This window comes from Variovorax sp. FW305-3-2-15-B-LB1, assembly GCF_058787635.1.
Genome location: NZ_JBYSZY010000013.1, coordinates 81923 through 104896, shown reverse-complemented (window position 1 = coordinate 104896; position 22974 = coordinate 81923). Strand labels below are relative to the sequence as shown.

The 22974-nt window shown below is 69.3% G+C and carries 21 protein-coding genes; 13 read left to right on the top strand and 8 right to left on the bottom strand.

Annotated features, from left to right (window positions below; genetic code table 11):
• The first annotated feature begins 32 nt into the window (after positions 1–32).
• From AC3WQR_RS11055 to AC3WQR_RS11040, 4 genes are all read left to right on the top strand, one after another.
• Entirely contained in the window at positions 33–836 is an 804-nt protein-coding gene (locus tag AC3WQR_RS11055) for a CoA transferase subunit A (protein WP_062476435.1), read from the top strand.
• 1 nt (position 837) lies between these two features.
• Positions 838–1476, top strand: a complete 639-nt coding sequence (locus AC3WQR_RS11050; protein WP_056573812.1) for a 3-oxoacid CoA-transferase subunit B — start codon at positions 838–840, stop codon at positions 1474–1476.
• Positions 1477–1578: 102 nt separating this feature from the next.
• Positions 1579–2976, top strand: coding sequence for a CoA transferase (locus tag AC3WQR_RS11045; protein ID WP_492742052.1), 1398 nt, complete (start codon positions 1579–1581; stop codon positions 2974–2976).
• A 12-nt stretch (positions 2977–2988) separates the two neighbouring features.
• Complete coding sequence (locus AC3WQR_RS11040; protein ID WP_492742051.1) at positions 2989–4044, top strand: DUF4241 domain-containing protein; 1056 nt, start codon at positions 2989–2991, stop codon at positions 4042–4044.
• Between the two features lie 59 nt (positions 4045–4103).
• Here AC3WQR_RS11040 and AC3WQR_RS11035 read toward each other — a convergent pair whose 3' ends face one another.
• Complete coding sequence (locus AC3WQR_RS11035) at positions 4104–5012, bottom strand: LysR family transcriptional regulator (RefSeq protein ID WP_492742050.1); 909 nt, start codon at positions 5010–5012, stop codon at positions 4104–4106.
• Positions 5013–5164: 152 nt separating this feature from the next.
• On the opposite strand from AC3WQR_RS11035, the gene AC3WQR_RS11030 reads away from it, so the two are divergent.
• Genes AC3WQR_RS11030 through mmsB form a run of 5 tightly spaced genes read left to right on the top strand, consistent with a single transcriptional unit; the run spans position 5165 to position 10317 of the window.
• Complete coding sequence (locus AC3WQR_RS11030; protein WP_070059334.1) at positions 5165–6688, top strand: CoA-acylating methylmalonate-semialdehyde dehydrogenase; 1524 nt, start codon at positions 5165–5167, stop codon at positions 6686–6688.
• Positions 6685–7083, top strand: coding sequence for a lysozyme inhibitor LprI family protein (locus tag AC3WQR_RS11025; protein ID WP_070059333.1), 399 nt, complete (start codon positions 6685–6687; stop codon positions 7081–7083). Before AC3WQR_RS11030 ends, AC3WQR_RS11025 begins: the two co-directional genes overlap by 4 nt.
• On the top strand, positions 7080–8234 hold the full coding sequence (locus AC3WQR_RS11020) for an acyl-CoA dehydrogenase family protein (RefSeq protein WP_062476448.1): 1155 nt from the start codon (positions 7080–7082) through the stop codon (positions 8232–8234). The genes AC3WQR_RS11025 and AC3WQR_RS11020 overlap by 4 nt, the downstream gene beginning before the upstream one ends.
• 27 nt (positions 8235–8261) lie before the next feature.
• Positions 8262–9380, top strand: coding sequence for an enoyl-CoA hydratase/isomerase family protein (locus AC3WQR_RS11015; RefSeq protein WP_492742049.1), 1119 nt, complete (start codon positions 8262–8264; stop codon positions 9378–9380).
• Positions 9381–9420: 40 nt separating this feature from the next.
• Positions 9421–10317: a 3-hydroxyisobutyrate dehydrogenase gene (gene mmsB, locus AC3WQR_RS11010; RefSeq protein WP_354347717.1), complete on the top strand. Its 897-nt coding sequence runs from the start codon at positions 9421–9423 to the stop codon at positions 10315–10317.
• Here mmsB and AC3WQR_RS11005 read toward each other — a convergent pair.
• Positions 10302–11567, bottom strand: coding sequence for an MFS transporter (locus tag AC3WQR_RS11005; protein ID WP_492742048.1), 1266 nt, complete (start codon positions 11565–11567; stop codon positions 10302–10304). The two genes, mmsB and AC3WQR_RS11005, sit on opposite strands and share 16 nt — an antisense overlap.
• Positions 11568–11653: 86 nt before the next feature.
• A complete protein-coding gene (locus tag AC3WQR_RS11000) occupies positions 11654–12580 on the bottom strand; it encodes a LysR family transcriptional regulator (RefSeq protein ID WP_062476461.1) in 927 nt (308 codons plus the stop codon).
• A 100-nt stretch (positions 12581–12680) separates the two neighbouring features.
• Between AC3WQR_RS11000 and metE the strand changes: the two genes are divergently transcribed.
• The 3 genes from metE to AC3WQR_RS10985 all read left to right on the top strand — a co-directional run bounded on the left by metE (position 12681) and on the right by AC3WQR_RS10985 (position 16451).
• The gene (gene metE, locus AC3WQR_RS10995) at positions 12681–15017 is read left to right on the top strand and encodes a 5-methyltetrahydropteroyltriglutamate--homocysteine S-methyltransferase (RefSeq protein ID WP_492742047.1); all 2337 of its coding nucleotides are present in this window, start codon (positions 12681–12683) and stop codon (positions 15015–15017) included.
• Between the two features lie 37 nt (positions 15018–15054).
• Positions 15055–15909, top strand: a complete 855-nt coding sequence (locus AC3WQR_RS10990) for a hypothetical protein (protein WP_492742046.1) — start codon at positions 15055–15057, stop codon at positions 15907–15909.
• 197 nt (positions 15910–16106) lie between these two features.
• Positions 16107–16451 carry an alpha/beta hydrolase gene (locus tag AC3WQR_RS10985; protein ID WP_492742045.1) on the top strand — a complete coding sequence of 115 codons (345 nt, stop codon included), beginning with the start codon at positions 16107–16109 and terminating at the stop codon, positions 16449–16451.
• 99 nt (positions 16452–16550) lie between these two features.
• Here the strand turns inward: AC3WQR_RS10985 and AC3WQR_RS10980 are convergent, their stop codons facing one another.
• On the bottom strand, positions 16551–17135 hold the full coding sequence (locus tag AC3WQR_RS10980; RefSeq protein WP_062481856.1) for a DNA-3-methyladenine glycosylase I: 585 nt from the start codon (positions 17133–17135) through the stop codon (positions 16551–16553).
• A 48-nt stretch (positions 17136–17183) separates the two neighbouring features.
• Between AC3WQR_RS10980 and AC3WQR_RS10975 the strand changes: the two genes are divergently transcribed.
• Entirely contained in the window at positions 17184–18923 is a 1740-nt protein-coding gene (locus AC3WQR_RS10975; protein WP_492742044.1) for a dipeptidase, read from the top strand.
• A gap of 18 nt (positions 18924–18941) precedes the next feature.
• Here AC3WQR_RS10975 and AC3WQR_RS10970 read toward each other — a convergent pair whose 3' ends face one another.
• The 4 genes from AC3WQR_RS10970 to AC3WQR_RS10955 all read right to left on the bottom strand — a co-directional run bounded on the left by AC3WQR_RS10970 (position 18942) and on the right by AC3WQR_RS10955 (position 22974).
• On the bottom strand, positions 18942–20018 hold the full coding sequence (locus AC3WQR_RS10970; RefSeq protein ID WP_492742043.1) for a M48 family metalloprotease: 1077 nt from the start codon (positions 20016–20018) through the stop codon (positions 18942–18944).
• A gap of 177 nt (positions 20019–20195) precedes the next feature.
• Positions 20196–21221, bottom strand: coding sequence for an AraC family transcriptional regulator (locus tag AC3WQR_RS10965; RefSeq protein WP_492742042.1), 1026 nt, complete (start codon positions 21219–21221; stop codon positions 20196–20198).
• Positions 21222–21271: 50 nt separating this feature from the next.
• Complete coding sequence (locus AC3WQR_RS10960; protein WP_492742041.1) at positions 21272–22459, bottom strand: serine hydrolase domain-containing protein; 1188 nt, start codon at positions 22457–22459, stop codon at positions 21272–21274.
• 194 nt (positions 22460–22653) lie between these two features.
• The gene (locus AC3WQR_RS10955) at positions 22654–22974 is read right to left on the bottom strand and encodes a chaperone modulator CbpM (RefSeq protein ID WP_492742040.1); all 321 of its coding nucleotides are present in this window, start codon (positions 22972–22974) and stop codon (positions 22654–22656) included.

Genomic DNA, 22974 nt, shown 5'->3' with positions numbered 1-22974 from the left:
ACCCACTCTCCACCACCCATCAAGGAGCCCGAGTGAACAAGATTTATCCCTCCGCAGACGCGGCACTCAAGGGGGTCGTGGCCGACGGGCAGACGCTCGCGGTCGGCGGCTTCGGCCTGTGCGGCATTCCCGAAGCGCTGATCGACGCGCTGAAGGATTCCGGCGTGCAGAACCTCACCGTCATCTCGAACAACGCGGGCGTCGACGGCTTCGGCCTCGGCAAGCTGCTCGAGACGCGCCAGATCAAGAAGATGATCGCGTCGTACGTGGGCGAGAACAAGGAGTTCGAGCGCCAGTACCTGGCCGGTGAACTCGCCCTCGAATTCACGCCCCAGGGCACGCTGGCCGAGAAGCTGCGCGCCGGCGGCGCGGGCATTCCGGCCTTCTTCACGAAGACCGGCGTGGGCACGCAAGTGGCCGAAGGCAAGGAGCTGCGCGAGTTCGGCGGCGAGACCTACGTCATGGAGCATTCGCTGGTGCCCGACGTGGCGCTGGTCAAGGCCGACGTGGCCGACAAGGCCGGCAACCTGCGCTTCCGTCTCACGGCACGCAACTTCAACCCCGCCGCCGCCATGGCCGGCAAGGTCTGCATCGTCGAGGTCGAGAAGATCGTCGAAGTGGGCGAGCTGGCCCCCGACGACATCCACCTGCCGGGCATCTACGTGCACCGCCTGGTGCTCAACGCCACGCCCGAAAAGCGCATCGAGAAGCGCACCGTGAGCGCCTCGGTCGATGCCGCCGCCGCCAAGGTCGAGGCCCAGACCGCCATCGCCCAGGCCGCCGCCGCCGGCAGCGAATCGGCCGTGAAGGCCGTCAACAAGAAAGAAGGAGCCTGAGATGCCCTGGACCCAAGACCAGATGGCGGCCCGTGCCGCCCAAGAACTCGAAGACGGCTTCTACGTCAACCTCGGCATCGGCATTCCGACCCTGGTGGCCAACCACACCGGCACCAAGGAAGTCTGGCTGCAAAGCGAAAACGGCATGCTCGGCATCGGCCCGTTCCCGACCGAAGACAACGTCGACGCCGACCTCATCAACGCCGGCAAGCAGACCGTCACCACGCTGCCCGGCAGCGCCATCTTCGGCAGCCATGACAGCTTCGCGATGATCCGCGGCGGCAAGATCAACCTGTCGATCCTGGGCGCGATGCAGGTCAGCGCCAAGGGCGACCTCGCCAACTGGATGATCCCCGGCAAGATGGTCAAGGGCATGGGCGGCGCCATGGACCTCGTGGCCGGCGTGAAGCGCGTGATCGTGCTGATGGAACACGTCGCCAAGAAGAAGGACGGCACCGAAGACCTGAAGATCCTCGAGCAGTGCTCGCTGCCGCTGACCGGCGTGGGCGTGGTCGACCGCATCATCACCGACCTGGCCGTGATGGACGTCGTGCCCGAAGGCCTCAAGGTGATCGAGCTGGCGCCGGGCGTGAGCTTCGACGCGCTGCAGGCCAAGACCGGTGCGAAGCTGATCCAGTAAGCCATCGGCACAAGGTCGCGAACGCAACGACAGCAACAAGGGCAGGGCCGCGCAAGCGGACCCTGCCTTTTTCATTTCCTCTTTCCCCTGAAGGTTTGACGCATGGCAACGAGTGAAGAAGTCCTGGCCGGTCTCTGGCAACTGGCGGGGTTGCCCGCCGAGGCGCTGGCTTTCGCGCGGCTCACGGGCGCCGACCCGGTGCTGCCGTCGTCCTTCGCGGTCGGCCTCGCGGCGCAGGCCAGCATCGCCGCCGCCGCGCTCGCGGCCTGCGAGCTGGGGCACCGGCGCGGCGTGGCGCGGCAAGAGGTCGCGGTCGACACGCTGCATGCCGCGCTCGACTGCACGGGCTGGTTCAGCCTCGACGGCCGCGTGCCCGAGCTGTGGGACACCTTCTCCGGCATGTACCGCTGCGCCGACGGCTGGGTGCGTATCCACGCCAACTTCAAACACCACCGCGAAGGTGCGCTGCGCCTCATGAAGCTGGACCCGGCCAGCGCCACGCGCGCCGAGGCCGAGGCCGCGATGGCCGGCTGGCGCGCGATCGATTTCGAATCGGCCGCCGCCGTGCAAGGCCTGGCGGCGACCGCGCTGCGCCGCTTCGACGAATGGGACGCGACGCCGCAGGGGCAGGCGGTGGCGGCGCAGCCGCTCTTCACCATCGAGCGCATCGGCGATGCACCGCCGCGCGCGCTGCCGCCCTTGCGCGGCGAGCAGCGTCCGCTCGAAGGCCTGCGCGTGCTCGACCTCACACGCATCCTCGCGGGGCCGGTCGGCGGCCGGGCGCTGGCGGCCTATGGCGCCGACGTGATGCTGGTCAATTCACCGAACCTGCCGAACATCGAATCCATCGCCGACACCAGCCGCGGCAAGCTCTCGACGCACGTGGACCTGTGCACGGACGAAGGTCGCGCCGTGCTGCGCGGCCTCGTGGCCGACGCGCATGTCTTCGTGCAGGGCTACCGCCCTGGCGGCATCGCGGCGCTGGGCTTCGGCCCCGAGGCGCTGGCGCGCGAGCGGCCGGGCATCGTCTGCGTCTCGCTCACGGCCTACGGCACGCAGGGGCCGTGGGCCGATCGGCGCGGCTTCGATTCGCTGGTGCAGACCGCCATGGGCTTCAACCATGCGGAAGGCGAGGCCGCGGGCGACGGCAAGCCGCGCCCGATGCCGATGCAGATCCTCGACGAAGCCAGCGGCTACCTGATCGCCCTGGGCGCCGCCGCGGCACTGTGGCGCCAGCAGCAAGAGGGCGGCAGCTGGCATGTGCAGGTGTCGTTGGCGCAGACGGGGCAGTGGCTGCGCGGGCTGGGGCGCGTGGAGGGCGGGCTGTCGATCGCGCGGGCTGATGTCGCACCGTACGTCGAGACCTCGGCCTCGGGCTTCGGCGAGCTGGCGGCGGTGCGCCACAGCGCGCAGCTGTCGCGCACGCCGGCCGCCTGGCCGCGCCCTTCGATGCCGCCGGGCAGCCATCCGCCGGTGTGGCCTGCCGCTGCCGGGGGATGAGAAACTGGGCGCATGGCCTATCTAGACATCGACAACCTCCAGAGCATTTTTCTTGACAACGAGGCGCTGCGTGCTCGGCATCTGCAGCGCCAGCCTTGCGGGGCCCTGAACATCACGAGCGGCCGCATCGTGGCCTGCGATCCACTGGTGCAGCCCGAGCGCGAGCCTTTTGTTCGCAGCGTGAGCGGGCGCGGCGCATTCCCCGTGGAGGTGCTGCAAGGCGGCGGCCGCCATGCGCTGGCCGTGCTGTGGCTGCGTGAGCGAGGCAGTCTGCAGGCGAGCGAGTTGCACTGGGAGGCGGCGCTGCTCGAAGGGCAATCGCAGGACGAGCTCGGCAGCGACGAGTTCTACGGCTACCCGGTCGATGCCGGCGTCGGTTGCTTCATGGACGCCGACGGCGCCAAGGCCATGGCCGAGCGCGAGGCGCGCGAGTCCGCCACCAACCCCGAGTACGTCAGCTACTACGACGACGTGCTCGGCGCCGACCTGGCTTCGGCCGACATCGCCGACCACTACCCGCTGGGCGCGGGCAGCGCGAGCAACGTGCTGATCTTCAGCGCGGGTTGGGGTGACGGCAGCTACCCGAGCTTCTGGGCGCTCGACGCGGCGGGCGAGCCCGTGGCGCTCGTGACCGACTTCATGGTCATGCAGGGCGGCGACGCGCGCGACGAGGACGACAAGCGCAGCGACGCCTATGTGGCCAGTCTCTCGCCCGAGAAACTGGCGGCGCTCGAGGCGCTGGGCGCGGCAGCGGTCGCAGGCGATGCGGCGGCGATCCAGCCCCTGCTCGCCGGCGGGCTCGCGCAGCCCAACGAGATCATTCCCTCGCTCGGCGAGACCGCGATCATGAGCGCCATCCGCATGAATCAGCTGGACGCGCTGCGCGTGCTGCTGGCGGCGCTGCCAGGCCAACTGCCGATGCCGCCGCAGTTCTATCGCATGGACGAGGAAGAGAGCTACCTCGACTACGCGCGTCGGCTCAAGAAGCCGCGCGTGGACGGCCTGATCGAGTTGCTCGAAAAGGCGGCGGCGGCCAAGCCTGGGTTCCTGAAGCGCCTGTTTTCCTGAGAGTGCGAACTTGAACCGTCAAGAACTCCTTGACGGTTGCTTCTTCAATCGCGAACCGGTCACTTCGTGTTCGCCGCGCCGTCAGGCAACAGCACCTGCTGTTGCGCCGTGGCCGTCGCGCGCAGAAATTCCCACACCGTCTGCATGCGCGCCAGGTGCTTCGTTTCCGCCGGCATCGACATCCAGAAGGTCCGCGTGAAGTTCGCCGCGTCCGGCAGCACCGGCTTGAGCGCGCGGTCGTCCTGCGCGATGAACGCCGGCAGCACCGCAATCCCCGCGCCCGCCGCCACCGCCCGGTGCTGCGCCAGCACGCTGGTGCTGCGCAGCGCAAAGCTGTCGGGGCGGTGCAGTTCGTCCAGGTACTGCAGCTCCTTGCTGAACAGCAGGTCGTCCACGTAGCTGATGAAGGTGTGGCCGCGCAGGTCTTCGCGCGTCTTGATGGGCTTGTGCGCGGCCAGGTATTGCTTGGATGCGTACAGGCGCAGCGTGTAGTCAGTGAGCTTGGTGACCACCACCGGCCCGCGCGCCGGCCGTTCGAGCGAGATCACGATGTCGGCCTCGCGCCGCGACAGGTGCACCAGCCGCGGCATCGCGAGCAGGTCGATGGTGAGCTTCGGATGCTGCACTGCGAAGAGCGCCAGTTGCGGCGCGAGCACCACGGTGCCGAAGCCCTCGGTGGCGCCGATGCGCACCAGCCCCGACAGCCCTTCCTGCGACGCCGGCGCGGTGCTCTCCACGGCCTGGAAGGCGCTTTCCATCGCCTCGACCTGCGGTTGCAGTCGACGGCCCGCTTCGGTGAGCCTGTGGCCGCCGGCCTCGCGCGAAAAGAGGGGTGCGCCCACCTCCTTTTCGAGCGCCTGGATGCGCCGCGCGACGGTGGTGTGGTCGACCTCCAGCCGGCGCGCCGCGCTCATCAGCGTGCCCGAGCGGGCGAGTTCGAGAAAGTAGCGCAGGTTGTCCCAGTCCATGTGCGTGCGGCCTCGTGCGGGGTGGCGTGCGGTGCTTTGCATTTTTGCAAAGCGATGACGCATATTTGTCTATTGTCATGGCAAATCTGCAAAGCTAGGATGCAGGCTGCACCGGCCCATACCGGCACCGTATTCACAGGAGACAAACCCTCATGGACGCCACCACCACCCCCTCGACCCAGGTCGCCACCGTCAAGCTGCTCATCGGCGGCAAGTTCGTCGAATCGAAGACCACCGAATGGCGCGACGTCGTCAACCCGGCCACGCAGCAGGTGCTGGCCCGCGTGCCCTTCGCTACGCAAGCCGAGCTCGACGCCGCCGTGGCCTCCGCCAAGGAAGCCTTCAAGACCTGGCGCAAGACGCCCCTGGGCGCGCGCGCCCGCATCTTCCTGAAGCTGCAGCAGCTCATCCGCGAAAACATGGGCGAGCTCGCCGCGATCCTCACGGCCGAGCAGGGCAAGACGCTGCCGGACGCCGAGGGCGATGTGTTCCGCGGCCTCGAAGTGGTCGAGCACGCCTCGAACATCGGCAACCTGCAACTGGGCGAGCTGGCCAACAACGTGGCCAACGGCGTCGACACCTACACGCTGCTGCAGCCGCTGGGCGTGTGCGCCGGCATCACGCCGTTCAACTTCCCGGCCATGATCCCGCTGTGGATGTTCCCGATGGCCATCGTCACCGGCAACACCTTCGTGCTGAAGCCTTCCGAGCAGGACCCGATGGTCACGATGCGCCTGTGCGAACTGGCGCTCGAAGCCGGCGTGCCGCCCGGCGTGCTGAACGTGGTGCACGGCGGCGAAGCCGTCGTCAACGGCATCTGCGACCACAAGGACATCAAGGCGATCAGCTTCGTCGGCTCGACCAAGGTCGGCACGCACGTCTACAACCGCGCCACGCTGGCCGGCAAGCGCGCGCAATGCATGATGGGCGCGAAGAACCATGCCATCGTGATGCCCGACGCCAACAAGGAGCAGACGCTCAACGCACTGGCCGGCGCGAGCTTCGGTGCAGCCGGTCAGCGCTGCATGGCCGTGTCGGTCGCGGTGCTGGTGGGCGAGGCGCGCAACTGGGTGCCCGAGCTCATCGAGAAGGCCAAGACGCTGAAGATCGGCGCGGGCACTGAAAAGGGCGTGGACGTGGGCCCGCTGGTCTCGTGCGCAGCGTACGACCGCGTGAACAGCCTCATCGAACGCGGCGAAGCCGACGGCGCCAAGCTCGTGCTCGACGGCCGCAAGCCCACTGTGCCCGGCTACGAGAAGGGCAACTTCGTCGGCCCGACGATCTTCACCGGCGTGAAGCCCGGCATGACGATCTACGAACAGGAAGTGTTCGGCCCCGTGCTGTGCATCGCCGACGCCGAGACCATCGACGAGGCCATCGACCTGATCAACAGCAACCCGAACGGCAACGGCACGGCGATCTTCACGCAGTCGGGCGCCGCGGCGCGCCGCTTCCAGGAAGACATCGACGTGGGCCAGGTGGGCATCAACGTGCCGATCCCGGTGCCGGTCCCGATGTTCTCGTTCACCGGTTCGCGCGCTTCGAAGCTCGGCGACCTGGGCCCGTACGGCAAGCAGGTCATCATGTTCTACACGCAGACCAAGACCGTGACGGCACGCTGGTTCGACGACAGCACCGTGAGCCAGGGCGTCAACACCACCATCAGCCTCAAGTGAGGCAGGGGCTTCGCGTCGCAGCCTGGGCAGCCGCGGCGGCGCTTGCCCTGCTGGCCGGCGGGGCGCAGGCGGCCGGCTCCGACGAGCCGGTCGACTGCAATCCCAACGGCAACCAGCAGCAGATGAACGACTGCGCGCTGCGCGATTTCCGCGCGGCCGACGCCGAGCTCAACATCCGCTACGGCGAGGTGATGAAGACGCTCTCGCCGCAGATGCGCGTCGCGCTGCGCACCGAACAGCGGACCTGGCTCAAGGGCCGCGACCCTGGGTGCAAGCGGGCCGCGAAGGCGAACGAAGGCGGCTCGATCTGGCCGCTGGTGTTCAACGCGTGCCTGGAAAAGTCGACCCGCAAACGCACCGCCGAACTGGACCTCTGGAAGGGTCGTCAACCATGAATTTCGAACTGTCCGAAGAACAGAACGCCTTTGCGCAGACCGCGCGCGATTTCGCGCAGGCCGAGTTCGCACCGCACGCCGCGCAGTGGGACGCCGAGGCGGTCTTTCCGCGCGAAGCCATCGCCAAGGCCGGCGAGCTGGGATTTTGCGGCCTGTACGCGCCCGAGCGCATCGGCGGCCTGGGCCTGCCGCGGCTCGACTCGGCGCTGGTGTTCGAGGAAATGGCGGCGGTCGACCCGTCGACCACGGCCTTCATCACGATCCACAACATGGCGACGTGGATGCTCGGCACCTGGGCCACCGACGCCGTGGCGCAGCAGTGGGGCGAAGACCTCACGAGCGGGCGCAAGCTGGCGTCGTACTGCCTGACCGAGCCCGGCGCGGGCTCCGACGCGGGGTCACTGAAGACGCGGGCCGAACTGCAGGGGGCCGAATACGTCATCAATGGCGGCAAGGCCTTCATCTCGGGTGCCGGCTCGACCGACGTGCTGGTGCTCATGGCGCGCACGGGCGGCGCGGGCGCCAGCGGCATCTCGGCCTTCGCGGTGCCGGCCGACGCCCCGGGCGTGAGCTACGGCAAGAAGGAGCACAAGATGGGCTGGAACAGCCAGCCCACGCGCACCATCAACTTCGACAACGTGCGCGTGCCGGCGCAGAACCTGCTGGGCAAGGAAGGCGAAGGCTTTCGCATCGCCATGAAGGGCCTGGACGGCGGGCGCATCAACATCGCGACCTGCTCGGTGGGCGCGGCGCAGGGCGCGCTCGACGCGGCGCGCCGTTACCTGCACGAGCGCCAGCAGTTCGGCAAGCCGATCGCGAGCTTCCAGGCGCTGCAGTTCAAGCTGGCCGACATGGCGACCGAGCTGGTCGCCGCGCGGCAGATGGTGCGGCTGGCCGCCAGCAAGCTCGACGCGGGCCATGCGGACGCGAGCACCTATTGCGCGATGGCCAAGCGCTTCGCGACCGATGCGGGCTTCAACGTCTGCAACGACGCGCTGCAGCTGCACGGCGGCTACGGCTACCTGAGCGAGTTCCCGCTCGAGCGCCTGGTGCGCGACACGCGCGTGCACCAGATCCTCGAAGGCACCAACGAAATCATGCGCGTCATCGTTGCGCGAAAATTGCTGGAAGGCGACAGCGACATCCGCTGACCCCGCCGCACCCAGGACCTGAAAACAATGACCGACAACGTAGTTCTCTTCAACGAAATCAAGACCGCCGGCGGCCAGCGTTTTGCCGTGGCCACGCTCAATGCGCCGGCTTCGCTCAACGCGCTGTCCGTGGACATGGTGCGCCTGCTCACGCCCAAGCTGCGCGAGTGGGCGGCCGACGCCGGCATCGTCGGTGTGCTGCTCGACGCGGCGGGCGAGAAGGCCTTCTGCGCCGGCGGCGACCTGCGCCAGCTGTACCAGACGCTGCTCGACTGCGGCCCCGAACGCAACACCTACGCCGAAGACTTCTTCCGCGAAGAGTACGAGCTCGACCACCTGATCCACACCTTCCCCAAGCCCTTCCTGTGCTGGGGCCACGGCATCGTGATGGGCGGCGGCGTGGGCCTGCTGGCGGGCGCCTCGCACCGCGTGATGACGCTGCAAAGCCGCATCGCCATGCCCGAGATCAACATCGGCCTGTACCCCGACGTGGGCGGCAGCTGGTTCCTGCGCCGCACGCCGGGTCGCACGGGCCTGTTCCTGGCGCTCACGGCCGCCAACATCAATGCGCACGACACCATCTTCTGCGGCCTGGCCGACGTGCTGGTGCCGCAGGAGCGCAAGGGCGCGGTGATCGAGGCCATCGCGTCCACGCAGTGGGCCGGCGGCGACGCCAAGGCCGACCGCGCCACGCTGTCGCGCATCCTGGCCCAGGCGGGCGAGGGTGCCGAGATGCCCGCGTCGAAGGTGCGCGAGCACTACGACACCATCAACGCGCTGATGGCCGGCGACGACCTGCTCGACATCGCCAAGCGCCTGCGCGAGGTGCAAAGCGACGACGCCTGGCTGCAGACCGCTTCGAAGACCTTCGCCAAGGGCGCGCCGAGCTCCATCGCGCTGAGCTTCGAGCTCTGGCAGCGCGTGCCGCGCATGTCGCTGGCCGAGGTGTTCCGCCTCGAGTACTGGGCCTCGCTGGGCTTCTGCGCGAACAAGGATTTCGCCGAAGGCATCCGGGCCGTGCTGGTCGACAAGGACCGCAACCCGCGCTGGAGCCCCGCCACGCTCGAAGAGATCACGCCGGCCTTCGTCGACGACCACCTGCGTCCGCGCGGCGAGATGCCCGCGGAACTGGCCTCGCTGACCTGACCGGCCCCATTCCCTGCACAGAACAACGGAGACAAGACACATGAAGATCGCATTCATCGGCCTGGGCAACATGGGCGGCCCGATGGCCCTGAACCTGCACAAGGCAGGTCACACGCTCAGCGCCTTCGACCTCTCGGCCGAAGCCTGCAAGAAGTTCGCTGCCGAAGGCCTGCCCATCGCCAAGTCGGCGGCCGAGACCGTGGCCGGCGCCGAGGTGGTGATCAGCATGCTGCCCGCCAGCGCGCACGTCGAGGGCCTGTTCCTCGGCGGCGCCGGCAAGCCCGGCCTGCTCGACAGCATCCAGGCCGGCACGCTCGTGATCGACAGCAGCACGATCGCCGCCGCCACCTCGCGCAAGGTGGCCGAGGCCGCCGCCGCCAAGGGCGTCGCGATGATCGATGCGCCCGTGTCGGGCGGCACCGGCGGCGCCATTGCCGGCACGCTGACCTTCATGGTCGGCGGCGAGACCAAGGACCTGGAGCGCGCGCGCCCGGTGCTCGAGAAGATGGGCGCCAACATCTTCCACGCCGGCGCGGCCGGCGCGGGGCAGACCGCCAAGATCTGCAACAACATGCTGCTCGGCATTTTGATGATCGGCACCTCGGAAGCGCTCGCGCTGGGCGTGGCCAACGGGCTCGACCCGAAGGTGCTGTCCGAAATCATGCGCCGCAGCTCGGGCGGCAACTGGGCGCTCGAGAAGTACAACCCCGTGCCCGGCGTGATGGAAGCCGCGCCGGCCTCGAAGAACTACGCCGGCGGCTTCGGCACCGACCTGATGCTCAAGGACCTGGGCCTGGCGCAGGAAAACGCCACCGCCGTGCGCGCGGCCACGCCGCTGGGCGGCCTGGCGCGCAGCCTGTACGCGGCGCACAGCCTCGCGGGCCACGGCGCGCTCGATTTCTCGAGCGTGCTGAAGCTGGTTCAGAAAGCCGGCTGAACGGCGCGCCGGCCGCGCCGCGCCATCGCGAGCAGCAGGCCGGCCGCCACGAGGTTGGCGCCGATCGCCACGAGGATCGGCAGCAGGTAGCTGCGCGTGAGGTCGAAGGCGAAGCCCGCGGCGCTCGGCCCGATCAGCGTGCCGATGGCCACGCTGGTGTACAGGATGCCGATGATCGCGCCGATGTGGCGCCCGCCGAACCAGTCCATCACCAGCGCGGGCAGCAGCGCCACGAAGCCGCCGTAGAACACGCCGTAGGCGAAGGCGAACAGGGCCAGCCCCCAAAACCCGCCCGACACGGCCCACACCACCAGCGACAGCGCCATGCCCGCCGACATCAGCGGCAGCGCATGGTCCCGGCCCATGCGGTCGGCCAGCCCGCCCAGGAAGAAGCGGCCCGCCGTGCTGCCCACGCCGATCGCGCCGAGCAGCAGCACCGCCGACGACGCGGCCACGCCGTGGTCGAGCGCGTAGGGCACCAGGTGCACGAAGGGCACGAACAAGCCGAACGAGCTGATGAGGCAGGCCGCGTACAGCCCCGCGAAACGGCCGGAGCCCACGGCCTCGCGCACCGAGGCGCCGGGCGGCAGCGCGGTGGAAGCCTGCGCCTGCGGTGGATCGCCATCAGGCCCGAGGCCGCGTGCGCGCGGGTCGTTCTCCACCAGCAGCGCCATGCCCACGCCCACCACGGCCGCGAGCACGCCGAGCGCCAGGTAGGCGTCGCGCCAGCCCAGCGTGTCGATGAACCACGAGGCCAGTGGCGGCATGGCCAGCGTGCCCACGCCGATGCCGCTCACGGCGAGCCCGGAGGCGAAGCCGCGCTGGCGCACGAACCAGCGCTGCACCGCGCCCAGCACGGGCACGTATGAGGCGCCCACGCCAAGGCCGACACCGAGTCCGTAGGCCCAGAAGATCTGCGTCAGGCTGCGCGCCTGCCCCGCGAGCACCAGCCCGAGGCCGACCAGCACCATGCCTGCGACCGCCAGCCGCCGCGCGCCCCAGCGGTCGGCCAGCGGGCCGCTGAACACGCCGAGCCCGAAGTACAGGAAGCCCGCGAGCGAGAACACCAGCGACACCTCGCCGCGCGAGGCGCCGAAGTCGCGCTGCAGCGCATCGAGGAAGGCGCTGAAGGTGTAGGCGCAGCCGAAGCCCACGAACATCACGGCGAAGGCGCCGGCGACCACGAGCCAGCCGTGGAAGAAGCGCTGGCGCGGCGCGGCGGGGGAGTCGGGCGTGTTCGGCGTTGTCATGAGGCGATCCGTGGTGGTGGTCGATCTTCAGGCCGTGCACCACCACGCACTGGCCGGATTCGGACGTGATCCTCCCGCCCTCGGGTTCACAGCAATTCGATCCCCGGCAGGCTCTTGAAGCAGCTTTCGCGCGTGACGCGCACGAAGTCGTCCAGCCAGGGCCGCGCCGAGGTGGCCTGCGTGCAGGCCATGTACAGCCGCCCCGTCAGGCCCCGGGCGCCCACGCGGCGCGCCGTGACGTAGCCGCGGTCGAGGTAATTCTGCACCGCCCACAGCGGCAGCGTGGCCACGCCGCGCCCGCTGGCCACCAGCTGCAGCATCGCCACCGTGAGCTCGGTCGTGCGCCGGTGCGCGGGCTCGACGCCGGCGGGTGCCAGCACCTGGCGCACGATGTCGAGCATCTCGTCGGGCACGGGGTAGGTGATGAGCGTCTGGTCGGCGAAGTGCCGGGCCGTGAGGTGCGGCTTGGCCGTCAGCGCATGGTCGTTGGCCAGCAGCGCGACGATCTCGAAGCGGAAGAGCGCGTGGTAGTCGACCGTTTCATCGGGGTCTTCCTCGGAGACGATCGCCACCTCGGCGCGGTTCTGCATCACGAGCGCGATCGGGTCGGGGTGGAAGCCCGAGACGATGTCGAGTTCGATCTCGGGCCAGCGCTGGCGGAAGGCGTCCATCGCGGGCATCAGCCAGTCGAAGCAGGTGTGGCACTCGACCACGATGCGCAGCTGCCCGCTGCGTCCCAACGCCAGCCGCGCCACGTCGCGCTCGGCCTCTTCGACGAGCGGCAGCGCGGTGTCGGCCAGCTGCAACAGCCGCAGCCCCGTGGTGCTGAACTGCGGCGGCACCGACTTGCGTTCGAACAGCTGCGCGCCGTAGCGCTCTTCGAGCAGCTTGATCTGGTGCGACAGCGCCGACTGCGTGAGGTTGAGCAGCTGCGCCGCGCGCACCAGGCTGCCGGTGTCGCGCAACGCGGCCAGCGTGCGCAGGTGGCGGATCTCGAGGATGGACTGCATCATGAAAATGATTCAAGCGAACGGGCAAAAGGTTTCGTTTGAATCATATGCGCCAAACGCCGACCATCACCGGTTTCCAAGACCAGCGACCGGATTACCTGCAATGACCACCCGTACCCACATCCTCGGCTTTCCGCGCATGGGCGCCCACCGGGAACTCAAGTTCGCCCTCGAGAAGCACTGGCGCGGCGAAACCGGCCACGCCGCGCTCGAAGCCGTCGGCGAGGCGCTGCGTGCGCGCCACTGGCAGGCGCAGCGCGACGCGGGGCTCGACTTCGTGACCGTGGGCGACTTCGCCTTCTACGATCACGTGGCCAACCACATCCAGCTGCTGGGCTGCGAGCCGGCGCGCTTCGGCTTCAGCGGCGACGAGCCCGAGCTGTCGCGCTACTTCAAGATGGCGCGCGGGGTGGAAGACGAGGCGGGCCATGTGCACGACGACAGCTGCACCCACGGCGCCGAAGGCACCTTCGCGCTCGAGATGACCAAGTGGTTCGACACCAACTACCACTACCTCGTGCCCGAGTTCGATGCGGCCACGCAGTTCAGGCTGGCGTCGACGCGCCTGTTCGACGAGGTCGCGCAGGCGCAGCAGGCCGGCCACGCGGTCAAGGCCGTGCTGCTCGGGCCGCTGAGCTTCCTGTACCTGGGCAAGGAAAAGGCGGCCGGCTTCGACCGCTTCTCGCTGCTCGAATCGCTGCTGCCCGTGTACGAGCAGGTGCTCGGCCGGCTCAAGCAGCAGGGCGTGGAGTGGGTGCAGATCGACGAGCCGATTCTGGGCCTCGACCTGCCCGAGGCCTGGCGCAATGCCTTCGAACGCGTGTACTGGCAGATCGCGCGCAATGCGCCGAAGCTGCTGCTGGCGAGCTACTTCTCGCCGCTGTCCGAGAACCTGCGCCTGGCCTGTCAGCTGCCCGTGGCCGGCCTGCACGTCGATGCCGTGCGCGCACCGCAGGAGCTGACCGGCGTGGCCGACTGGCTGCCGGCGCACAAGGTGCTGTCGGTCGGCGTGGTCGACGGCCGCAACATCTGGCGCACCGATGTCGATGTGGCGCTGGGCAAGCTCAGGCCCGTGGCCGAGAAGCACCAGGGCGAACTGTGGATCGCGCCGTCGTGCTCGCTGCTGCATGTGCCGTTCAGCCTCGCGGCCGAGACGAAGCTCGACACCGAACTGAAATCGTGGCTCGCCTTCGCGATCGAGAAGCTCGATGAGTTGCGCGTGCTGTGTGCGGCTGTCGATGGCGACGAAGCCTCGGTGGCCGCCGAACTCACGGCCGCCCGTGCCGCCGCGGCCGCGCGCCGCGCCAGCCCGCGCGTGCACCGCGCCGACGTGGCGCTGCGCCTGGCGCGCAGCGTGGCCGGCGACGACCGCCGCGTGTCCGCTTTCCCGCAGCGCCAGCAGCTGCAGCGCACGCGTTTCGCACTGCCCGCGTTGCCGACCACCACCATCGGCTCTTTCCCGCAGACCGCCGAGATCCGCGCGGCCCGCGCCGCCTTCAAGCGCGGCGAGCTCGATGCGGCCGGCTACCGCGAGAAGATGCGCGCCGAGATCGCGCTCGCCGTGCGCAAGCAGGAAGAACTGGGCATCGATGTGCTGGTGCATGGCGAGGCCGAGCGCAACGACATGGTCGAGTACTTCGGCGAGCAGCTCGACGGCTTCGCCTTCACGGCCAACGGCTGGGTGCAGTCATACGGCTCGCGCTGCGTGAAGCCGCCGGTGATCTTTGGCGACGTGGCGCGCCCGGCGCCGATGACGGTCGAATGGACCGCGTACGCGCAGAGCCTCACGACGCTGCCGATGAAGGGCATGCTGACCGGCCCCGTGACCATCCTGCAGTGGTCCTTCGTGCGCGACGACCAGCCGCGCGCCACCACCTGCGAGCAGATCGCGTGGGCGATCCGCGACGAGGTGAACGACCTCGAGGGCGCGGGCATTGGCATCATCCAGATCGACGAGCCTGCCATCCGCGAAGGCCTGCCGCTGCGCCGCGCGGGCTGGCCCGCGTACCTGAAGGCGGCCACGCGCGCCTTCCGCATCAGCGCCTCGGGCGTGCGCGACCAGACGCAGATCCACACCCACATGTGCTATTCGGAGTTCAACGACATCCTGCCGGAGATCGCGGCGATGGACGCCGACGTGATCACCATCGAGACCAGCCGCTCGGACATGGAGCTGCTCCGCGGCTTCGGCGGCGAGGGCGGCTTTCGCTACCCGAACGAGATCGGCCCGGGCGTGTACGACATCCACTCGCCGCGCGTGCCCTCGGTCGACGAGATCGTGCGCCTCATGCGCAAGGCCGCGCAGGTGGTGCCGGGCGAGAACCTCTGGATCAACCCCGACTGCGGCCTCAAGACCCGCGGCTGGCCCGAGACCGAGGCGGCGCTGTCGAACATGGTGGCGGCCGCGAAGCTGCTGCGCGGGGAGCTGGCGCAGGCCTGATGAAGGGCGCGGGATCGCGGCGTGCCAATAATGCGGGATGTCCTTGCTGTCCCGCCTGTCGTCGCCCCGTTGCCTCTTGTTGCTGTCGTTGCTCCTTGCCCCCTTGACGGGGTGGACGCAGGACCGCGCGCAGGCCTTGCTCCAGTTCGAGGGCGTGCAGGCGCGCTACCAGAACGCCTACGGCCCCGGCGCCGTGTCGCGCGGTGCGCGCGAACTGCTGGAACCGCCTGACCTGGCCATCGCCGACAAGGCTTTGCAGTCGCTCGACGTGGCGGCCGGCCGCGCCTTCGACGTGAACGCCTCGGTGACCGCGATCCGGCAGGACGTGGCGGCGGCCGGGCAGGGCGCCGCCGCGCCGGCGCCCCAGGTGCTGGAGGCCGTGGCACGCCTGGCGAAGCTGCGCGCCGACTACGCCGCGATGGACGAGCCCGCCAAGGTGACCTTCTTCCATCAGCAGCACGCACGGCCGGCCGACCCGGCGCGCGTCGAACTGCTGGCGCGCATGACGGTGGCCGAGGCGCGCGAGATCGATTTCTCGAGCCAGCTGCTCATGAGCGCGGTGGTCAAGCAGCTGGCGCGCGGGAATGCCGGGCAGTTCAGTTCGCTGCCCGACCGCACGCTCGACACTGCGCTCGACTCGCTCTGGTCGCGCGGCGTGACCTCGCCGCGACCGCGCAACCTGATGACCGTGGCGCGCGAGTTCGAAAAGCTGGTCACGCAGGCGCTGCTGCTGGCGCTGCCCGACGCCGACGTGGCCGCCTTGCTCGCCTGGCGCAACGAACCGCAGGCCGCCGCCGAGCGCGAGGCGCTGCTGGGCAGCTACCGTGCCGAGGTCAAGGGCAGTGGCGCGGTCGCGATCCGCACGCTGGTGCGCAGCTGGGGGCGGCCCTGAGACTTGACGAAAGCGCGCCAAAGTTTGCAAACTCTGGGGCGTTTGTACGAAAAAGTTTCACGCGAACCCCGCATGTCGGAAAGTTCCCCGTGATTGTTTCAATTCCGTGAACACTGCGATTCAGATTGACTGGGGTTTACCCTAGGAATTTGGCGCACACTTCAGGGCATCCAAAGCCCGATCAAGAAGGAATTGAAATGAAGACCTCGAACATCCTCGCCGCCGCCGCTCTCTCCCTGCTCGCCGCCGCTGGCGCCGCCCACGCAGAGACCTACGAAGGCGTTCACGCCGTGACCTCCGGCTACAGCCGTGCCGACGTGGCACCGCAAGCCGTGGCCGCCGCCCGTGCCGGCAACGAATACAGCGACGCCGGGTCGGCCAGCGTGGCCCCCGTGCTGGCCTCGTCGGTGGACCGCGCTTCGGTCCGCGCCGAAGCCGTGGCAGCCGCCCACGCTCCCGGCCAGAACCTGCGCCGCGAATCCTTCGCCGGCAGCGTGATCCCCTCGCAGGCACGCAGCTTCACGCGCCAGGCTGGCCTGTGATCGACGGCGGCGCAAGCCGCCTCGGTTAGCAAGACCACCACCCGAAAGAACCGGACCGTGCAATAGCACCGTCCGGTTTTTTTCACGTCTGTGCTGTGCTCAGGCGCGCCGATGGCTGCGGTGGCAATGGCAGTCGGGCGCGTGGTCGTCGACGATGCCCGTGGCCTGCATCCAGGCGTAGACGATCACCGGCCCGACGAACTTGAAGCCGCGTTGCTTCAGTGCCTTCGACATCGTTTCGGACAGCGGCGTCTGCGTGGGCACCGTGCCCGTGGTGTTGACGACCGGCTGGCCGCCCGCCAGGCCCCAGACGAAATCAGAGAAATCTTCGCCCGCCGCCTGCATCGCGAGGTAGGCCTTGGCGTTGCCGATGGCGGCTTCGATCTTGGCGCGCGAGCGCACGATGCCCGCGTCCTGCATGAGGCGCTCGACGTCGGCCGGCGTGAAACGCGCCACCGTCTCGGGCACGAAACCCTCGAAGGCCGCGCGGAAGGCGTCGCGCTTGCGCAGGATGGTGAGCCACGACAGGCCGGCCTGGAAGCCGTCGAGCATCAGCTTTTCCCACAGCGCGCGGCTGTCGCGTTCGGGCACGCCCCATTCGGCGTCGTGGTAGCTGGCCAGCAGCGGATCGGTGCGGGCCCAGGCGCATCGCGGGGGCGAAGATTGGCTGTCGTCGTGAGGCATGGCTCGGCTATCGTCGGGGAATGTTTTCGGAATGAGGGGGTGACCCTGATGCAGCAGTCTCGTTTTTCATTGTCGGCGCTTTCGCTGGCTTTCATGGCGCTCGCCGTCGCTGTCCCGGCCGGTGCCGAGACCCTCAAGAAGCCCGCGCTCGACCAGCTCGCCGCCGCCTGGAAGGGCGGCCGCACGGCGCCCGATTTCAAGGCCTTCCTGGCCCAGGCCGCGCAGGCCCAGCCCGCGCTGCAGGCCAGCGTGGCGGCCTACACCGGCGGCAAGGCGCTGGCGGGCGACGACCTCGTCAACATCGCGCGCCTGCTCGGCCTGTACAACCGGCTGCAGAACCAGCAGGCCGTGATCGCCAGCATCGGCACGATGGTGGCGCTGCCCACCGTGCGCAACGTGCAGGTGCCGCCGCACGAGAGCCCGCCGATGGTCGCGTTCGGCCAGCTGGTCGAGAAGATGGCGAAGGACTTCGGGCTCGGCTACCGCAACGTCGACGGCCGCATCTTCGAAGTGAGCCTGAAGGGCCGCGGCAGCGAGGAGTTCGGCATCCTCACGCACGCCGACGTGGTGCCGGCCGTGCTGTCCGAATGGGTGCTCGACGACGGCACGCGCCTCGATCCCTTCGCGATGACGCGCGTGGGCGACTTCCTCTACGGACGCGGCACCATCGACGACAAGGGCTCCATCGCCGCCGTGCTCTACGCCATGAAGGCCGTGAAGGACAGCGGCCTGCCAGTGGAGCGCGGCGTGCGCCTGATGATCGAGACCACCGAGGAAACCGGCGGCGACGCGATGCAGTACTACCGCGACAAGACGCCGCTGCCGGCCTACAACATCGTGCTCGACAGCAAGTACCCCGCGGTCGTGGCCGAGAAGGGCTCGGGCGCGCTCAAGGTGTTCTTCCCCGCGGAAGCGGCCGACCCCGCCGCGACCGCCATCACCGCGATGAGCGGCGCGGCCTCGGCCAACGCCATTCCGCAGACCGCGACCGCCACGCTCAAGGGCGGCGACCTCGCGGCCGTGGCCGCGAAGCTCGAGGCCGCCAAGGCCGCCTTCGTGCGGAAGTACGAAGGCCAGGGCGGCAAGTTCGCGATCGACATCGCGCGCGGCGCCGAGGCCGTCGAGCTGAAGGTCACCGGTACGTCGGCCCACGGCTCGCGGCCCGAAGAGGGCGTGAACCCCGTGCCGCGCCTGGCGCTGTTCCTGAAGGAGTCCGGCGTGCCGCTGGCCGCCAACCCCTACCTGCGCGCCGTGCAGTACATCGACGCGCTCTACGGCACCGGCTACCTCGGCGAGAAGATGGGGCTGGGCTACCAGGACGACTTCATGGGTCCGCTCACGATTTCGCCCACGCTGGTGCGCATGGGCGCCGACGGCCGCCTCGAGGTGACGGCCAACGTGCGCATGCCGCGCGGGCGCACGCCCGACGAACTGAAGGCGCAGGTGGCGGCCAAGGTCAACGGCTGGGCCACGGCCAGCCAGGTGAAGCTGGAGCTGGCCTACGACCAGGGCAACTGGATGGCGCGCGACCCGAAGGGCGCGTGGCTCTCGACCCTGCTCAACATCTTCGGCGACACCACCGGCCTCGAAGCCAAGCCCGTGCCCACCGCCGGCAGCACCACGGCCAAGCTGATGCCCAACGCCATCAACTTCGGCCCCGCGATGCCCGGCAAGAAGTACACGGCGCACAACGCCAAGGAATACAAGGAAGTGCCCGACCTCGACGCCGACATGCAGATGTTCACCGAGATGCTGGTGCGCATCGGCAACCTGCAGCAGATGCAGTAGTGGCCGGCGCCGGAGCGATCAGGACTTCGATGTCGCCAGGGGCACGAGCGGTGCCCCGTTCTTCGTCTTGGCCTGGATCTCCGTGATGGTGCGCCGCATCGCGACGAAGCGTTTGGCGGAGCTCGGCGGGGCGCTCATGAAGCTCTTCTTTTTCGCCCCGGCCGTGTGCACCCCGAGCTCGCGCCAGATCCGTTCGGCGCCGTCGATGTCGTAGCCCGCCGCGGCCACCATGTAGAGGCCGAGGTAGTCGGCCTCGGCGTCGAACTGCTGGGAGAAGGGCGACGACAGCGCCTCTTGCGCCAGCCCGGTGCCGCCCAGCGCGCCATCCACGATGCCGGCCGCGATGCCCACCGCGCGCGTCTTGCCGCCATGCGACAGCACGCCGTTGGCCAGCTCGTGCCCCAGCACGATCGCGAGGTCGCGGTTGTCGGGAAAGAAGCGCATCAGCGCCGAGTTGACGACGATCTCGTGCCCGTCGTTCTCCGCATGGACTTCGTTCTTCATGCGCGTGACGGCGGTGTAGTTGCACGCCGTGGTGTAGGGCAGGCGCAGCGCCGTCGACTGGCCCTCGCGCTGCACCACGGCGTCGAGCCAGCCTTCGCGTTTGGCGGGCTTGGCGCGCGCGGCGTCGATCAGCACGTCGTTGAGCCGGTCGATCCCTTTCTCGCCCGCAGGCAGCGGCTTGCCGCCCACAGAGAGCAGGACGTCGCCAGCGCGCAGGGGCGTGGCCGGCGCCTGCTTCCTGTCGAGCGTCCACAGCACGCTCAGCCGGTCGTCCAGGTGCAGGGTCTGTTTTGCCGCCGCGCGTTCTTCCTTCTCGAAGCTCCACAGGCTGGCGATGTGCGCGCCTAGGCTGGCCCGCACGTCGCCGCCGCAGAACGGCGCGCTGCGCTCCAGGAGCGGGATCGCCACGTCGTCGAGTCGGCGCTGCAGCGTCATGCGGTGGTTCAGCGACAGCGACTGCTGCAGGGCCTGCTCCTGCACGACGTCGGGGTCGTCGCTGGCCGGCCGGATGGAGGCGGCGCAGGCCGTGAGGACAAAGGTGGCCGCGATCGACGCGCAGGCCGGGAAGAGGGACGGGCGAGGGTTGTTCATTCGCTCAAGAGGTGCTCGGCATCGGTCGCATCCAGGCCCGAATGCGATGCCTGAATCCATGGGGAGGGGGATTTCCCGGCGGCGTAGGCGACCGGGGTTCCCAGGCAAGGCGAGGTGTCCCGCCCGCTGGAATTGTGGGAGCGGCAACGCGCCCCAAGCTGAAGATCAGATGAAGGTTCAGCCGGTCTTGCGCGCGCGCAGCGTGGCCGAAGGCAGCTCGCCGAAGCGCTGCTGGTAGGCCGCGGCGAACAGGCCGAAGTTGGCATAGCCCCACGCCTGCGCCACCGAGCGCACCGTCGCGCCGGCGTCGGCGTCGGCCATCAGCAGTTCGGCGCGCACGCCCTGCAGGCGCTGTTCGCGCAGCGCGCGCATCGGCGTGGCCTGGCGGTATTCGCGAAAGGCGCTGTTCAGCGTGCGCACGCTGACACCCGCCACGCTCGCCAGTTCGCCGAGCGTGGGCGCGTGCTGGGCGTGCTCGCGGATGTGGCGCTCGACCGCCAGCACATGCCGCGGCGCCATGCGGTGCTGCACGGCCTCGGCCGGGTGCTCCAGCTGCTCGCGCCACTGGGTCAGCACGTGCACGCCGATCATCTCCTCGAGGTGCCGTCCCAGCGGGCCGCTGTCGACCGCCTCGGGCAGCTCGGTGACGCAGCGGCACGCATACGACAGCAGCGCGATCCAGCTCGAATGGGCGCCGCCGAACTTGAACTTGCGCGTCCACAGCCGCTCGTCGGCGGGCGCGCCGAACCAGCGCGCGTGCAGCGCGGCCAGCGCGTCGTGCGAGAAGCTGAGGTTCACCTGCAGGTGGTTGGCATCGAAGTCCACCCAGTAGTGCGTGCGCGAGGTGTCGACCACGAAGGCGTCGCCCACGCCGGTGTCGGCATAGGCGTTGGCTTCGGACCAGTGGCGGCCCGCGCCGCGCACGGTCGTCAGCACCATGCCGACGCCGCTGTCGGGCGAGAAGTCCTTGATGTTCACCGGAATGCCGTAGTGGAAACGGCTCAGCGTGAAGTGCCCGATGCGCGTGGCGTCGAGCACCGAGTCGGGCGTGCGCGCCCGCCCGATGGGCGTGACGCGGTAGGGCATGTAGATGCGGTCCGACCAGCGCCGGATGTCGTCCCAGTCGTGCGAGGCCACCAGGCGGTGGCGCTCGCTCGGCTGCCCGCGGGCGTCGGTGACCAGCACGTTGCGGATCGCATCCATCGCGCACCTCGGTTCAAGGAGAAGAAGGCGCCGCGCCCCGGGGCAACGGCTCAACGGTGATGGTAAACCGCGGTCTCGAAAGCCACGAAGCCCGGGTAGCTCGCGCAGTCCTGGAAGGGCAGGATCTGCGTCGCCCAGTAGCCGCCGATGCCGTTCTCGCGGTCGATCCAGAAGAAGCTGTTGGCCAGGCCCGCCCACATCAGCGAGTTCGCGGGGCGGCCCGTGGGCGCGCGCTCGCGGTTGGTCATGAAGGTGTAGGCCCAGCCCTTGTCGGTGCCGGGCAGGAACTCGCCCGTGTTGCTCAGCGCGGGCACCGACGTGCGCCAGCCGCCCACCGACAGGTCCATCGCGGCCAGGCCGTCCTGCGCCATGCGCTGCACCGTGTCGGCCTTGAGCACGCGCCCGTGCGGCCCGGCGCCGTCGTTCAGCACCATGCGGATGAACTTCATGTACTCGCCCACGGTGGCATACAGGCCGTGGCCGCCCATGTCCATCGGCGGTGGCTCGGGCAGCACCAGCTCGGGCAGCGGCGTGAGCCGGCCGTCGGCGGCGCGGTCGTGGATGGTCACGCGGCGCGCCTTCATCGATTCGGACATCCCGAAGCCGATGTCCTGCATGCCCAGCGGCTCGAAGACGCGTTCCTTCATCACCTCGCCCAGGCGCTTGCCGCGCTGCTGCTCGACGATGCGGCCCAGCCAGTCGATGTTGGCGCCGTAGGTCCAGGCCGCGCCCGGCTCGTGCAGCAGCACGGTGCGGATCGATTCGAAGCTGCCCGACACCACCGTGGGAATGTTCAGCGCGGCGCGGTACTTCAGGTCGTCTTCGCTGAAGAACTCGTAGCCCAGGCCCGAGGTGTGCAGCATCAGGTCGTTGACCGTGATGCGCCGGCGCGGCGCGTGCGTGCGCGGCCGGCCGTCGGCGTCGAAGCCGTCGAGCACCTGCAGTTCGTCGATCTCGGGCACGTAGGCGCCGGCCGGGTCGGTGAGAGAAATCTTGCCCTCTTCGACCAGCTGCATCACGCAGGTGCCCGTGATCGCCTTGGTGGTCGAGAAGATGGCGAACACGCTGTCGGTGGCCATCGGCCGGTCGAGCCCGAGTTCGCGCGTGCCGGCGGCGCCTTCGTAGAAATTGCCCGTGCGGTCGGTCGCCATCGCGACGACGCCGGGGGCGCCGCCGTGGCGGTGAACGGTCTGGTGCAGCGTTGCGTCGAGCGCGGTCTTCAGCCTGTGCGAGGTCATGCCTTCTTGTCTCCTGTGTGAGGAGGCCGGGCGTGTGTGAAGGGTTGCCTGCGCGCCGGCCTGCCATGCGAAATTCCGCAGGCAGCGGCAATCTAGGGCCGCAGGCTCACCGATCCTGTTCGCAAATGGCGGGCGGCTGTGCGGATCTGGCAGTCATTGCACGTGCGCGACCCGCGACGCGCGCGTGGCGCTTTTCAGCCCACGCCGCGCGCCTGCAGCACCGCCTTCAGCCGCCGCACCTCATGCTGCAGATCGAGGATCAGCGCGGCGGCGTCCAGGTTCACGCCGAAGTCGCGTTCGAGGCGGCGCGCTTCGAGTGCGTGCTGCAGGTCGGTGCTGGAAAACTCCCAGCGTTCGGGCGGTGCGTCGGTCGTGGTGACCTGCACGATGCCCACTTCGACCAGCTGCACGACCCAGGCGGTGTCGGCGCCGCAGGCGTGCGCCAGTTCGTTGGCGGCCAGCGGGTGCGAGACGCCGATGGCCGTGGTGGTGGTCACGGAAGAAAAGTTCGCCAT